The sequence below is a fragment of the Burkholderia sp. Ax-1719 genome, assembly GCF_011753055.1.
In the GTDB taxonomy this organism is placed as follows: Bacteria; Pseudomonadota; Gammaproteobacteria; order Burkholderiales; family Burkholderiaceae; genus Paraburkholderia.
In genome coordinates this window covers 21,334-35,167 of record NZ_VWWJ01000046.1, presented here as the reverse complement: position 1 = coordinate 35,167, position 13,834 = coordinate 21,334, and the positions used below count along the sequence as shown (strand labels likewise).

Sequence of the window (13,834 nt, the reverse complement as noted above, 5' to 3'; positions counted from 1 at the left end):
ACACCGATACGTCGAGCGCCACCAACGCCGTCACGGATGCGCTCGCCGCCAGCCAGGCCGCTGCCGCAGCCGCCCAGGCACAGGCGACGCAAGCCGCCTCGGCCGCCAGCAACCCGGCCGCGCAAACGGCGGCGGCGTCCAGCACGCTGTCGCCGCAGGTGGGCACCTCCGACTGGGAAGACGCGCTCAGCCAGAAGGTCGTGTTCCTCTCGAACGCGCACCAGTCGTCGGCGGAACTCACGCTCAATCCGAAGGATCTCGGCCCGCTGCAAGTGGTGCTGCAGGTCGCGGACAACCACGCGCACGCCCTCTTCGTCTCGCAGCACCAGCAGGTGCGCGAGGCCGTCGAAGCGGCCCTGCCGAAGCTGCGCGAGCAGATGCAGGAAAACGGCATCGGCCTTGGCAGCGCGAGCGTCACCGACGGCTTCTCGCGCCAGATGAACCAGCAGGCGCAACAGGACAGCAGCGGGTCGGGCAGTGGCTCGGGCGGCTCGCGTTCGTCGCGCTCGGGCAGCTCCGGCATCGCCTCGACGGGCGGTGTGGACGACGTGGCAAGCAGCGCCGCCGCCACGGCCACGACGCGCACGGTTGGCCTGATCGACACCTTCGCTTAATCGCAACACAAGCGCGCAACACCGGCGCGCGCCAGCGCGTATCCGGGCGGCCCGGCGCTACCCGCGCCTGGCGCCGCGAATACGCGGAAAGGAATGGGCCGAAACGCTCGCTCGCCGGCGCCCCGCCTTCCTGCTACGCTCCATCCCCCATTCCCGCAGCATCGTTTGCCTGGCATCCCGCACAAAGCCACGAGATAGCCGGAAATCCCCCGTCTATTCTTCCCATCGCTGTAAGGCAAAAGCCGGAACAATGCAGGCTGCCGGAAGAAATGCGAGCGCTGCGCCGACAAGGCCTGGCCCGCGATCCGAACCTCGACGTATTCGAACGCATCAGATCTGCACACCGACATGGCGACCACACCCGCAAACCAGCAAGCCGCCCCGCAAGGCGCAAAACCCGGACCGCTGAAGCGCATCCTTCTCATCGCGATCATCGCGATCGTTGCCGCTGGCGCCGCCGGCGCGGGCGTGTGGTTCTTCATGTCGCGCCATGCCGCGAGCGCGCCGGCTGCCGCCGCGCCGCCGCCGCCCGCCGTGCCGGTCTACTACGCGCTCGAACCGATGACGGTGAACCTGCAGTCCGACGACGGCGAGACGCACTATCTGCGCATCGGCCTCACGCTCAAGCTCGATAGCCAGGCGACCCAGGACGCCCTGGTCGCGCGCATGCCGGAAATCCGCAGCCGCGTGCTGCTGGCGCTGTCGAACAAACATCCGTCCGACCTCGCGCCGCTCGACGGCAAGCGCACCCTCGCGGCGGAGCTGGCCAAACTGATCGCCCAGCCGTCCGATTCGCGCGCCGAACCGGCCAAGGTCGAAGACGTCCTCTTCACCGAATTCGTCGTGCAATAAAAACATGCACAGCGCGCAGACATTCGAGGATTTCGCATCATGAGTATGGGGCACGACGAGTTCATGTCGCAGGAGGAGGTCGATGCCCTCCTCAAAGGCGTCACCGGCGAAGTCGATACGGAATCGAGCCAGGCTGAAAAGCAGGGTGTGCGTCCGTACAACATCGCCACGCAGGAACGCATCGTGCGCGGCCGGATGCCCGGTCTCGAGATCATCAACGAGCGTTTCGCGCGTCTGTTGCGCGTAGGCATCTTCAATTTCATGCGCCGTACCGCCGAAATTTCGGTCGGGCCGGTGCGCGTGCAGAAGTACAGCGAGTTCACGCGCAACCTGCCGATTCCGACGAACCTGAACCTGGTGCACGTGAAGCCGTTGCGCGGCACGTCGCTGTTCGTGTTCGATCCGAATCTGGTGTTCTTCGTGGTGGACAACCTGTTTGGCGGCGACGGGCGCTTCCATACGCGCGTCGAAGGCCGCGACTTCACGCAGACCGAGCAGCGCATCATCAGCAAGCTGCTCAATCTGGTGTTCGAGCACTACACGAGCGCCTGGAAAAGCGTGCGCCCGCTGAACTTCGAATACGTGCGCTCGGAAATGCACACGCAGTTCGCCAACGTGGCCACGCCCAACGAAATCGTCATCGTCACGCAGTTCTCGATCGAGTTCGGCCCGACCGGCGGCACGCTGCACATCTGCATGCCGTATTCGATGATCGAGCCGATCCGCGACGTGCTGGCCTCGCCGCTGCAAGGCGAAGTGCTCGACGTGGACCGCCGCTGGGTGCGCGTGCTCTCGCAGCAGGTGCAGGCCGCCGAAGTGGAGCTGACCGCCGATCTGGCCCAGGTGCCCATCACCTTCGAGCAGATCCTGAACATGAAGAAGGGCGATGTGCTGCCGATGAACGTTCCCGAGCACATCGTCGCCAAGGTGGACGGCGTGCCGGTGATGGAATGCGGCTACGGAATTTTCAATGGTCAATACGCGTTGCGGGTCCAGAAGATGATCAGCGCAGCCGACACGATGAAGGAAGGTGGATATGAGTGACATCAACGGCACGAGCGCTGACGAACCGGTGCTCGATCCCAACGGCCCGGAGGCCGCCGCGCAGGCTGAAGCGATGGAAGCAGCCGCAGCTGCAAATACGACAACGAGTGCAACGAGCACGGAAGACGAAATGGCGATGGACGATTGGGCTGCCGCACTGGCCGAGCAGAACAGCAACGACGCACCCGCAGCACAACCCGCGGCCGTGTTCCAGCCGCTCTCGAAGGTCGATCAGAACTCGACGCGCAACGACATCGACATGATCCTGGACATTCCCGTCCAGATGACCGTCGAACTCGGCCGCACCAAGATCGCCATCCGCAACCTGCTGCAACTCGCGCAGGGTTCGGTGGTGGAGCTGGACGGCCTCGCGGGCGAGCCGATGGACGTGCTCGTGAACGGCTGCCTGATCGCCCAGGGCGAAGTGGTGGTGGTGAACGACAAGTTCGGTATCCGCCTGACGGACATCATCACGCCGTCCGAACGGATCCGGAAACTGAACCGATGAGATTTCAGGCCGTGCGCACTGCTTCGTTGTGCAAGACGTTTGCTTTTGCCGTGGCGTCGCTCGCCAGCGTCGCGGCTCATGCCGCCGACCTGCAGGCGGTCAACCAGGCAACGCAGGCGGCGCGCTCGGCTTCGGGCGCTTCGGCGGTGATCACGGGCAGCGCGGTGCCGTCGCTTGGCTTTGGCGCAGTGCTGCAAACGGTGTTCGGCCTCGTGCTGGTGATCGCCGTGGTGTTCGCCTGCGGCTGGCTCGCGCGGCGTCTGGGCCTGCAGCACGGCCCGAAGAACGCGCTGATCAAGACCGTGGGCGGTGCGTCGCTGGGCGGCAAGGAGCGCGTGGCGGTCGTCGAGATCGGCGATACCTGGCTGGTGCTGGGTGCGTCGCCGGGCAGCGTGACGCTGCTGCACACGATGCCCGCGGGCGAATTGCCCAATGCGGCGAATGTCGCGGCAGCGGGCGCATCGGCCAATGGCCCCGCGCTTCAAGGCAGCTTCGGACAGCGCTTTCGTGACGCGCTCAAACATGAAGCGGGCAAACGATTCAATCCCCGATCCAATCGTCACGACGGCGGAGCGCAGTAAATGCACGGCAGTTCCCTTTCCGGCGCGGTAACGGGCTCCTCCGACCGCGCGCAACACGCCTCGATCGTGACATCGAATCCCGGTTTCCTCTCCCGCTGCAAGCAACGGCTCTCGCGCATGGCGCTGCCGCTCGCCTTGCTGTTCGCGCTGACCGTCGTGCTGCTGATGCTGCCGCACCTCGCCCACGCGCAGGCTGCCCAGCCGCAAGGCCTGCCCGCCTTCAACACGAGCCCCGGCCCCGGCGGCGGTACGACCTACTCGCTGAGCGTGCAGACGATGCTGCTGCTCACGATGCTGTCGTTCCTGCCCGCGATGGTGCTGATGATGACGAGCTTCACGCGCATCATCATCGTGCTGTCGCTGCTGCGCCAGGCGCTCGGCACGACCACGACACCGCCCAATCAGGTGATCGTTGGCCTTGCGCTGTTTCTGACGCTGTTCATCATGTCGCCGGTGCTCGACAAGGCCTATAACGACGGCTACAAGCCGTTCGCGGCCGGCACCCTGCCGATGGACGAAGCCGTGACGCGCGGCGTCGCGCCCTTCAAGGCCTTCATGCTGCGCCAGACCCGCGAGTCCGATCTCGCCCTGTTCGCGCGCATCTCGCACGCCGCGCCGATGCAGGGCCCGGAAGACGTGCCGCTCACGCTGCTGGTGCCCTCGTTCGTGACGAGCGAGCTGAAGACGGGCTTCCAGATCGGCTTCACGATCTTCATTCCGTTTCTCATCATCGACATGGTGGTGGCGAGCGTGCTGATGTCGATGGGTATGATGATGGTGTCGCCCGCGACGATTTCGCTGCCGTTCAAGCTGATGCTGTTCGTGCTGGTGGACGGCTGGCAATTGCTGATCGGCTCGCTCGCGCAGAGCTTCACGTAAGGAGAGCCGCGATGACGCCCGAAATGGTCATGACCCTCTCGCACGAAGCGATGTATGTGGCGCTGCTGCTGGCTGCGCCGCTGCTGCTCGTGTCGCTGATCGTCGGTCTGGTGGTGAGCCTGTTTCAGGCCGCCACGCAGATCAACGAAAGCACGCTGTCCTTCATTCCCAAGCTCGTCGCGATTGCGGTGACGCTCGTGATCGCCGGACCGTGGATGCTCACCACGATCCTCGACTACATGCACCGCATGTTCACGAGCATTCCCGCGCTCGCGGCCTGAACCGCGCGCCCGCCAACGCGGGCGCCCTTCTGCGCTTTCTCTTCACGCGATGTTCACCGTCACCTACGCGCAGCTCAATCTCTGGCTCACCGCGTTCCTGTGGCCGTTCACGCGCATTCTGGCGCTGATCGCGACCGCGCCCGTGCTCAGCAACCGCTCGATCTCCACGCGCGTGAAGATCGGCCTGGCGGCCTTCATTACCTTGATCGTCGCGCCCACGCTCGGCGCCATGCCGCAGGTCACGGTGTTTTCGGCCGAAGGCGTGTGGATTCTGGTGAACCAGTTCCTGATTGGCGTGGCGCTGGGCTTCACCATGCAACTGGTGTTCGCCGTGGTCACGGCCGCCGCCGACCTGATGGGCGCGGGCATGGGCCTCTCCTTCGCGTCGTTTTTCGATCCGCAGTCCAATACGACTTCGCCCGCCTTGTCGTCGTGGTTCAACATGATGGCGATGCTGACCTTCCTCGCCTTCGACGGCCATCTGCAGATGATCGCCGCCATCGTCGAAACCTTTACGAGCGTGCCGGTGTCGGCCAGTGTGCTCAACGGCAACGGCTTTCGCCTGCTGGTGGGCTGGGGCGCGATGGTGTTCAATTCGGGGCTGCTGCTCTCGCTGCCCGTGGTGGTGGCGCTGCTCATCACCAATATTTCGCTGGGCATTCTCAACCGCGCGGCGCCGCAGATCGGCGTGTTCCAGATTGGCTTTGCGGTGACGATGCTGGTGGGGCTCCTGCTGGTCCAGTTGATGATGCCGAGTTTGATCCCGTATTTCTCGCGCCTGTTCGACAGCGGTCTGGATCAGATGGGGCGCGTGGCTGCGGCGTTGAAGCCGCCGGGTTGAGGGGGTAGTTCGCCTCGGTGATTTACTCCTGATCGACCTCGGGCCACAGTCGCGGAAACAGGAAGCGCAGACTCTTGAGCGGCAAAGCGAACGACAATTCGCCGCGATGCGAAGGCGAAGTCAGCAGCCCATAGTCGATCAACGAGCGCGTGATTCTGCGCGCCATCACATCCGTGACGCCTAGCATCTGCGAAAACTCCGCGCGCGAGACGCTACGCCGAAGCATGGCGAACTCCATCGCAAGCGCCGAAGCCTCGGGCTTGAGCAGCGACTTTTCCGAGCCGATCTGCCAGGGGCTGGCCTCCAGCCAGGCCAGCAGATCACGCAGGCGGTCCGTGATGCCGTCGAATCCGGTCATATGGACCATGAAGTCGACCTGGTCCTGGCACACATCGAGAAAGAACTGCGCGAAACGCACCAGCCCTTCCTGACTCAGATTGCCGCGCCCATCCAGATCGTTGCGGCGACTCTGGTCCGCATCGCTTAGCCGAAGATAGTACTCGTCGTGCGCACGCGCGAGACCGCGTAGCGGCGACCACAAGCTCTGGGTAAGGCCTGCGGCGCTCAAGGCCAGATGAGAGTGCAGGCGCGCTACCCGACCGTTCCCGTCAACGAACGGGTGAATCCAGGCCAGGCGGTGGTGCGAGCAGCCAATGCCGATAAGCTGATATTCCTTTGCACGGATGCGGCTGTAGCGCGTTGCCCACGCGTTGAGCAAGGGCTCGATGAGTTCAGGCTCAGGCGCGAGATGGCGCCCAACCGTCACATCCACTTTGCGAATTTCGCCGGGGATAAGTGGGTCACCGTTGTCGGTGAATCGCTCATCGTCCGTCAGACCGGAAAAGAAGCGTGCGTGCAGTGCCGGAATGCGCTCTGCCTCGAATAGCGCCGATACCGGCAACCCGCTCCACTCCCGTTCAAGTGCGCTTTCGGTCTCGATATGCGCAATGGCGAGCCGCTGCTTCTTACGCTCGACGGCATCGGCCGAATAGTCCCGCTTGAGCGCCGATTCGATTCGTGCCGGCGTCGTGTGCTGCCCTTCAATCTTGTTCGTGTAGTACGAATTCATCGCGCGCAGTTGCGGCACCAGCGCGGCGGCCAGCGGCGTCTGGCGTACGGTAACCAGTTTCTGCGATGAATCGATCAGTCCCGCCGCGCGCTCGACCAGCGGATCCAGCATGCGATCTTCGGGGAACAAGGGTTCGAAGGTAGCGACGGAGGCCATTGCGCGAGTAGGCTTGAATGTAGAGTTTCAGGTAGAGTTCTTGAACGCTAGATTTTTCACCTATTTTATTGATTTATCAATCATTTTTGGTTGATAAAAACGATCCGATGTAGGGTTTTATGTAGGGTTCCTTGTAGAGTATTTTAGATTGAGCCCCACAAACAAGAACGGCGGCAAGCCCCAAGGCCTGCCGCCGTTTTTTGCATCTCAACCCGCTACATCAAGGATTGATGTACTGGAACAGCGAAAGCTGCTGCGTGGCCGCGAAGCTCTTCTGCGAAGCCGACAGCGCGTTCGAGATCTGCTCGTACTGCGTAATCGCCGCCACCGTATCCGTGCTGACCAGATCGTCGAGGTTCGACGTGATCTGCAGCGAGTTGGTCGACGTGACGGTCTGCAGCGCCTTCACTTCCTGCTCGCGACCGCCCACCGATGCCTGCAGCGTAATCACGTTCGACGTCGAATTGCCGATCTGCGTGAGGCCCGTCTGCAAGGCGTTCTGCAGGTTCGCCGTCGCGCTCGGGTTGCCCGTCGCGGAGCTTTGCAGCGCGGCGATCACGCTGTCGATGCTCGAAAACACGCTGCTGTTCTGCGCCGCCGTGGCCGGCGTCACCGAAAACTTGTCGCCCACTGCCGGCGTGCCCGAAATCGTCACGTTCATGCCCGATCCGAGGTCGATGGTCGAGCCGTCCGTATAGGGCTGGTTCGTCGCAAGCGCCGTGGCGGGCGAGGTCGTGTTGTCGGTCACCGTGTAGGTGAGCGCACCGGCCGTGCCGCCGATCTGGATCGACAGGTTGTGGCCGTTGGTCGCCTGGGTCGGGTCCGTGACCGTCACGCCGCTGATCGTGCCCGTGCCGGTGTTCGAGGAATTCCCCGAAGCCACCGCCGACGTGCCCACCGACGAAACCGTCTGGAACACCGCCGCACCCGTGTCGCTGATGGCGATCGAACGCGAGCCCGCCACCTGCACGGTGCGCTGGCCCAGGTCGCCGTTGTACGTCACGCCGCCGCCCGACTGGTTCGTGAACACCTGCGAGGTGCTCTGGAAGCCGGAGAACAGGTAGTTGCCCGCGCCGTCCGTGGTGTTGGCGAGCGTGAGCAACTGGCTGCGTTCGCCGGTGAGCTGCTTGGCGAGCGCCTGGCGGTCGTTGTCGTTGAGCGAGCCGTTGATGGCCGACTGGATCTGCTGGCTCATCGCCTGCAGGGTCGTCGTCACGCTGGAGAGCGTCGAGTCTTCCAGTTGCAGCGACGAGAGCGCCGTGCTCTGGTTGCTCGCGTACTGCGTGAGATTCGCGCTGGTCGCCGAAAGCTGCACGGCTTGCGCCGCGCCCAGCGGGTTGTCGGCCGGATTCGAAATGGCCACGCCCGTCGAAATCTGCTGCTGAACCGCCAGCAGGCTGGATTGCTGGTTTTCCATCGTCGAAAGGCTCGACGAGTAAATCTGGGAAGTCGCGATACGCATGGTTGGTCAGCGCCTCACTGGAAAATGCCGATCAGGGTCTGGAACAGCGACGCCGCCGTCTGGATCACCTTGCTGTTGGCCTGATAGAGCTGCTGGTACTGCAGCAGGTTGGCCGCTTCTTCATCGAGGTTCACGCCCTGCACCGACTGCTGCTGCGAGGTCAGCTGCGTGACCAGCGAGGTCTGCGACGTGCTCGACGCCTTGAGCTGGCTCGCCGTGTTGCCGATCGCGTTCACGTAGTTCGAGTACGCGTTGGTGAGCGTCTGCGAATCGGTGAACGAAGTGCCCGAGGTCAGGTTGGCGAGCGCCAGCGCATTGCGGCCGTCCTGCGTGCCGCTGGTGTTCGGGCCGATGGTGAAGGTGTCGCCCGTCGAAGGCGTGCCCGTCATCGTGAAGCTGACGTTGTTGGTGTTGCCCGCCGTGCTGGACGTGATCGTGAAGGTCGCGCCCGAGCTCGGGTCGTAGCTCACCGGCGAGCTGAGGGCGCCCGTCGCGTCGGTCGTGTAGGTCGTCGGCGTGCTGGAGCCCGGCACCGCGACGGAGATCGTCGAGTTCGCCGGGAAGCCGCTGAGCGTGCCGCCCGTGCCGGAGCTGTTCGCCGTATAGGTGAGCGTGGTGGCCGTGGAGGACACCGTGTAACCCGAGGTCACCGTGCCTTGCGTCACCACCGCCGTGCCCGAGTTGGCGGTCGCCGCCGATACCAGCACCGGCGAGGCCGCGGCAATCGCCGAAGGATCGCTCGTCGCCACGCTGAAGCTGTCGAGTGCGCCCGCGGTCGGCTGGATCACGTAGGAATCGCCGTCGGCCATCGTGCCGGTCGAGGTGATCGACAGACCGCCTGCCGTGAACGGATTGGTCGTGCTGGGCTGCGTGGTGGTCGACTTGACCACCGTGTTGGTAGTCGAATCGGTCAGCGTCCAGGTGCCGCCCGAAGCGCTCGAATACGACAGCGTGTAGTTATCGGTCGGCGGGCTGACGGCGTTGGTCAGCGTGGCCGCGACGGTCGCGCTGCCGGTGTTGTTGCGGTTGCCCGTGACTTGCGGCGCGCTCACCGTGAACAGATTGCCGCCGGCCGAGCCGCTCAGCGTCAGGCCCAGCGAGTTCTGCGAATTCACCTGCGCGGCGAAGCTCGTGGCGATCGCGCCCAGCTGCGATTCCGCCGGGTCGAGCGTGCCCTGCACGAACGACACGAGGCCGCCCACCGTACCGCCCGTCAGCGCCGCGCTCGATAGCGACTGCGCCGTGGTCGTGGAGCCGGGCAGGCCCTGCCATGCCACCGTCAGCTCCGACGGGTTGGTGTCGGACGCCTGCGTCGTCAGGTTGTAGTTCTGGCCGCTCACCACCAGCGGCTGGCCGTTGCCGAGGAACACGCTGTAGCCGCTGCTGTTCTGCACGACCTGCACGCCCACCAGTTGCGACAGGTTCGAGACCGCCTGGTCGCGCTGGTCGAGCAGCTGGTTCGGCTGCTGGCCCGACGCGCTCGCCGTGGCGATCTGCGTGTTGAGCTGCGCGATCTGCTGCGAGTACGTGTTGATCTGCGAAACGGCGTTGGTGAGCTGCGTGTTCACGCTCTGACGCAGCGAGTCGTATTGCTGGCCGGCCGAGTTGATCTGGTCTGCGAGCGTCTGCGCGTCGGACAGCGCGGTCTGACGCACCGAGCTGCTATCCGGCGAGTTCGACACGTTTTGCAGGCCCGTGAAGAACGACGTGATCGACGAAGCGATGCCCGACGTCGGGCTGCCGACGAGGTTCGAAAGCTGCGTGGCCAGCGTGTACGAGGCGGTCAGCGAGCTGTTGGTCGACTGCGCGTTGTTGAGCGCGGTCGTGATGTACTGGCTATACGCGCGCTGCACGGTCGCCGTGTTGACGCCCGCGCCGATGTAACCCGAGCTGGTCGCCTGGCCATTCGCTTCGCTGTACACCGCGCTTTCCACGTTGTAGCCCGCGGTCGACGAATTGCTGATGTTCTCGCCGGCTGTGGCGATGCCGATCTGGGCCGCCTGCAACCCGGAGAGACCGATCGAGAAAATGTTGGACATGCGTAATCCTCGTGGACGGCCTGCCCGACGTCTCGGTCGGAGGGGCCGCGTGGGTGAACTTATGTGATAACGGCAGCGCAGCGCCGAAATTAAGCTGCGGTAAGGAAGAATTTGGCGGGGAAAACGTTTGGCGTGGAGCGCGTGTTGCGCCCTGCCGCGTGCGCATGCAAGGCGCATCGGGGAGGCACGCGGCGCACGCGAATGGCGCGCCGCGCAAACTGCGGATCGCAGACGCGGCAGCGGCCTCGATGGCCGCAACCGCGATGAAACTCAGGCGCGCTGGAACGCGCGGCGCTTCATTTCGAGCTGCGTGATATAGCGCTGCAGGCTGTTCTCCGCTGCGCCCGGCAGCGTCTCGAAACGCAGGCCAAGGTGATAGCGGCGATCGCCGTTGGGCAGATCGATAAAGCGCAGCACCACCAGCGCCAGATCGACGCGCAGCACGCCGTGCCCGCGCAGCTCCAGCTCCACGTCGACGAGCTTCAGCCCCATGTCGAGCGCTGCCGCGCGTTCGTCCGTGGTGCGCAGGCCCAGGCCGCCCAGCGAGATGTCGTGCACCTCGAACTGGAAGCGCTGGCCGTCCATCGGCAGCGCGCCGCGCACGATGCACGGCTCCATCACGGGCGTATCGACGCGGAAATACTCGCGGCGCTGCACGTAGTAGAGCACTTCGGGGAAGGTGGCTTCGAACGCGGGACGCCCCTCGAAGGTCGTCTCGCGCGGCATGCCGGTGGTGAATTCCACGCGCACGCCATCGGGCGAGGCATGGAACTGGCATTCCTGCGTGCTGAGCACTTCGCGGTTCTGATCGGACACTGCGCCCCAATCGAACGTGAAGGTACGCTCGCGCGAATTGACGTCGAGGATGCGCGTGACCAGCTGGCCTCCGCGGTATTGCAAGGTCAGGAAGTCGCCGCGATTGGCGAGATTGCGCAACTGCACCCCGACTTCGAGCGGGTTGCGACGGCCATAGTCGGGGCTTTCGCCATCGACTTGTTCCTGTTGATTCGACTGAACGGTATTCATCGGCCTGCCGGAATTTCGTGGACATGCCGGCGCGCCTCGGAAGGTGTCGTGACGCGCCGTCCGGGCGGTCTTCGCCGCCCCTGATTCTCTTGGATCTCGCCTGCATTAGCGGCAGGATGACGCGGAAATTTAGGGGTTGGGCGCAAAAATTCTGCGTTTCCCGAATTCGCCCGACGAGCGCCGGGAAGGCTTCTTTCGCGATTTCGCCGCGATCGAGCACGAAACCACGCGGAACGTCGCGCAGGCAACGTTTGCTGCGGGCAGACTGGGCGCGCGGCATGTTATGCGCGGCGCGTAAGGAATTCAGACTTGAATCAGGCGGCAAGCAGGCCAATGCCGGACCGGCATCAGGCCATGCGCTGCATGATCGACATGAGCTTTTTCGCGTAGTGCGGGTCGGTGGCGTAGCCGGCGCGCTGCATGCCCTGCGCGAAGCTCTCGGCGCTGCGCGAACCGTTGATGACCGAGGCGTAGCGCGGATTGCTCTTGAGCACGTTGGCGTAATCGGCCATCGCGTCTTCGTACGAGTCGTAGGCGCGGAACTTCTCCACCACGCGATGCGGCGAGCCGTTCACGTATTCGGTGGTCATGGTCGAGACCGTCTTGCCGGTCCAGTCCTTGGTCGCCTTGATGCCGAACACGTTGTAGCTGGTCGAACCGTCGGCCTTCATGATTTCGCGCTTGCCCCAGCCCGATTCGAGCGCGGCCTGGCCGACGATGAAGCGCGCCGGAATGCCGGTCGATGCGCTGGCCTGCTGTGCGCCGTTGGCGAGCTTGTTGACGAAGGCGTCGACCTTGTCGTCGCCGCTGCTGCGCACGGGCGGCGTGAGCGCGCTGTTCGCGTCCCAGCCCTGGCCCTTGCCGAGCGCGCCGTTCGCCGAGGCATTGCCGTAAGCGCGGCCCAGCGCGCTCAACATCGCCATATTGCCTTCGTTGCCGCTGCCACCCGAACCCGACAGCCCCTGCATCGCACTGGCGATGCCGCCCGCGCCGCTCTGGCCGTTCAGGCTGTTGGGATCGCCGCCCATCGCGCGCGTGAGCTGCTTGATCATGGCGTTGGCCACGCCAATGCCCTTGTTCGACATCTGCTGCGCGAGCTGCTGATCCATCATCGACTGGAACTGCGCGCCGTCATTGGAATCGAGCGGGCCGTCCGACGGCGTCGCATCGCGCATGCTCTTGAGCATCATCTGCGTGAACACGGCGTCGAACTGCTTGGCGGCCGCCTTCACGCCCTGCTGCGGCGAAGCGTTGGCCGCCGCGCGCATGGCGTCGAAGCCCTGCACGTCCAGCGCGAAGCGGTTCGTGAGGTCGAGATTGCCGTTGCCGATATTCGAGTTATCCATTTTTCACGTCCTTAGATAATTTCGAGGTCAGCGCGCAGTGCGCCTGCCGCCTTCATTGCCTGCAGGATCGACATCAGATCCGCGGGGGTCGCGCCCAGCGCATTGAGCGCCTTCACGACTTCCGCGAGATTCGCGCCCGCCGTCACGAGCTTGAGCGCGCCGTTGTCCTGCTTCAACTGGATCTGCGACTGGCGTGTCGCGACCGTTTGTCCGTTCGAGAACGCGCCCGGCTGGCTGACCGCCGTCTGCGTATTCACGACCACCGAAAGATTGCCGTGCGCCACCGCGCAGGATTCTAGCGTGACCATCTGATTCATGACGATCGAGCCGGTACGCGCGTTCAGGATCACCTTCGCCGCCGGCTGGGCCGGGCGCACGTCGAGATTCTGGATCTGCGCGATGAAGCCCACCTGCGAGGCCGGATCGGCCGGGCCGCGCACCTGGATCGTGCGGCCGTCGACCGCCGCCGCGGTGCCCGCGCCGAACTCGTTGTTGACCGCCGACACGATGCGCTGCGTCGTGTCGTAGTCCATATCGTTGACTTCCATCTGCAGCAGGCCGCCTGGCTGCGAGACCGGCGACGGCACCGCGCGCTCGACCGTCGCGCCTGCCGCGATACGGCCGGCCGCGAGCTGGTTGACCTGCACCTTGCTGCCGTTGGCCGACGCGCCCGCGCCGCCCACCGCCACGTTGCCCTGGGCCAGCGCGTAGACCTGGCCGTCCGCGCCCTTGAGCGGCGTGAGCAGCAGCGTGCCGCCGCGAATGCTCTTGGCGTTCGCGAGCGACGACACCGTCACGTCGATCGTCTCGCCCGGACGCGCGAACGGCGGCAGCGTCGCCGTCACGATCACGGCCGCGACGTTCTTGAGCTGCATGTTGTTGAGCGTCTGCGAGGAACCCGACGAACTCGACGTGTTGTTGATCGAGATGCCGAGGTTCGCGAGCATGTTCGCGAGCGTCTGCGTGGTGAACGGCGCCTGAGTCGTCTGGTCGCCCGTGCCGTCCAGACCCACCACGAGGCCGTAGCCGATCAGCGGGTTGTCACGCACGCCCGCGAACGAGACGAGGTCCTTGACGCGCTCGGCGCGCGCCGGCGTCGCATAGGCGAGCAGCGCTCCGCACGCGAACATGACGCC

The 13,834-nt window shown here is 64.8% G+C and carries 14 protein-coding genes; 8 read left to right on the top strand and 6 right to left on the bottom strand.

The window, feature by feature from the left end:
- From F3J17_RS34885 to fliR, 8 genes are all read left to right on the top strand, one after another.
- Positions 1-614: flagellar hook-length control protein FliK (locus F3J17_RS34885; protein WP_167070213.1), on the top strand; the 614-nt coding region annotated here is incomplete at its 5' end.
- A gap of 348 nt (positions 615-962) precedes the next feature.
- On the top strand, positions 963-1,466 hold the full coding sequence (gene fliL, locus F3J17_RS34880; RefSeq protein WP_167070211.1) for a flagellar basal body-associated protein FliL: 504 nt from the start codon (positions 963-965) through the stop codon (positions 1,464-1,466).
- A gap of 45 nt (positions 1,467-1,511) precedes the next feature.
- Complete coding sequence (gene fliM / locus F3J17_RS34875) at positions 1,512-2,510, top strand: flagellar motor switch protein FliM (protein ID WP_167070223.1); 999 nt, start codon at positions 1,512-1,514, stop codon at positions 2,508-2,510.
- 73 nt (positions 2,511-2,583) lie between these two features.
- Positions 2,584-3,018 carry a flagellar motor switch protein FliN gene (gene fliN, locus F3J17_RS34870; protein ID WP_240161266.1) on the top strand — a complete coding sequence of 145 codons (435 nt, stop codon included), beginning with the start codon at positions 2,584-2,586 and terminating at the stop codon, positions 3,016-3,018.
- Entirely contained in the window at positions 3,015-3,599 is a 585-nt protein-coding gene (fliO, locus tag F3J17_RS34865) for a flagellar biosynthetic protein FliO (RefSeq protein ID WP_167070207.1), read from the top strand. Before fliN ends, fliO begins: the two co-directional genes overlap by 4 nt.
- Positions 3,600-4,478 (top strand): flagellar type III secretion system pore protein FliP, encoded by an 879-nt coding sequence (gene fliP / locus F3J17_RS34860; RefSeq protein ID WP_205195099.1) that lies wholly within the window; start codon positions 3,600-3,602, stop codon positions 4,476-4,478.
- A gap of 11 nt (positions 4,479-4,489) precedes the next feature.
- A complete protein-coding gene (gene fliQ, locus F3J17_RS34855; RefSeq protein WP_167070205.1) occupies positions 4,490-4,759 on the top strand; it encodes a flagellar biosynthesis protein FliQ in 270 nt (89 codons plus the stop codon).
- A gap of 49 nt (positions 4,760-4,808) precedes the next feature.
- Positions 4,809-5,600: a flagellar biosynthetic protein FliR gene (gene fliR, locus F3J17_RS34850; protein ID WP_167070203.1), complete on the top strand. Its 792-nt coding sequence runs from the start codon at positions 4,809-4,811 to the stop codon at positions 5,598-5,600.
- 22 nt (positions 5,601-5,622) lie between these two features.
- On the opposite strand, the gene F3J17_RS34845 is transcribed toward fliR, so the two are convergent.
- From F3J17_RS34845 to F3J17_RS34820, 6 genes are all read right to left on the bottom strand, one after another.
- Positions 5,623-6,825 carry a Fic family protein gene (locus F3J17_RS34845; protein ID WP_167070201.1) on the bottom strand — a complete coding sequence of 401 codons (1,203 nt, stop codon included), beginning with the start codon at positions 6,823-6,825 and terminating at the stop codon, positions 5,623-5,625.
- A gap of 220 nt (positions 6,826-7,045) precedes the next feature.
- Positions 7,046-8,287 (bottom strand): flagellar hook-associated protein FlgL, encoded by a 1,242-nt coding sequence (flgL, locus tag F3J17_RS34840; protein ID WP_167070199.1) that lies wholly within the window; start codon positions 8,285-8,287, stop codon positions 7,046-7,048.
- 14 nt (positions 8,288-8,301) lie between these two features.
- Positions 8,302-10,326, bottom strand: a complete 2,025-nt coding sequence (gene flgK, locus F3J17_RS34835) for a flagellar hook-associated protein FlgK (protein WP_167070197.1) — start codon at positions 10,324-10,326, stop codon at positions 8,302-8,304.
- Between the two features lie 270 nt (positions 10,327-10,596).
- Complete coding sequence (locus F3J17_RS34830; RefSeq protein WP_167070195.1) at positions 10,597-11,352, bottom strand: flagellar brake protein; 756 nt, start codon at positions 11,350-11,352, stop codon at positions 10,597-10,599.
- Positions 11,353-11,699: 347 nt separating this feature from the next.
- Entirely contained in the window at positions 11,700-12,698 is a 999-nt protein-coding gene (gene flgJ, locus F3J17_RS34825; protein ID WP_167070193.1) for a flagellar assembly peptidoglycan hydrolase FlgJ, read from the bottom strand.
- 11 nt (positions 12,699-12,709) lie between these two features.
- Positions 12,710-13,828 (bottom strand): flagellar basal body P-ring protein FlgI, encoded by a 1,119-nt coding sequence (locus F3J17_RS34820; RefSeq protein WP_167070219.1) that lies wholly within the window; start codon positions 13,826-13,828, stop codon positions 12,710-12,712.
- Between the last annotated feature and the right edge of the window lie 6 nt (positions 13,829-13,834).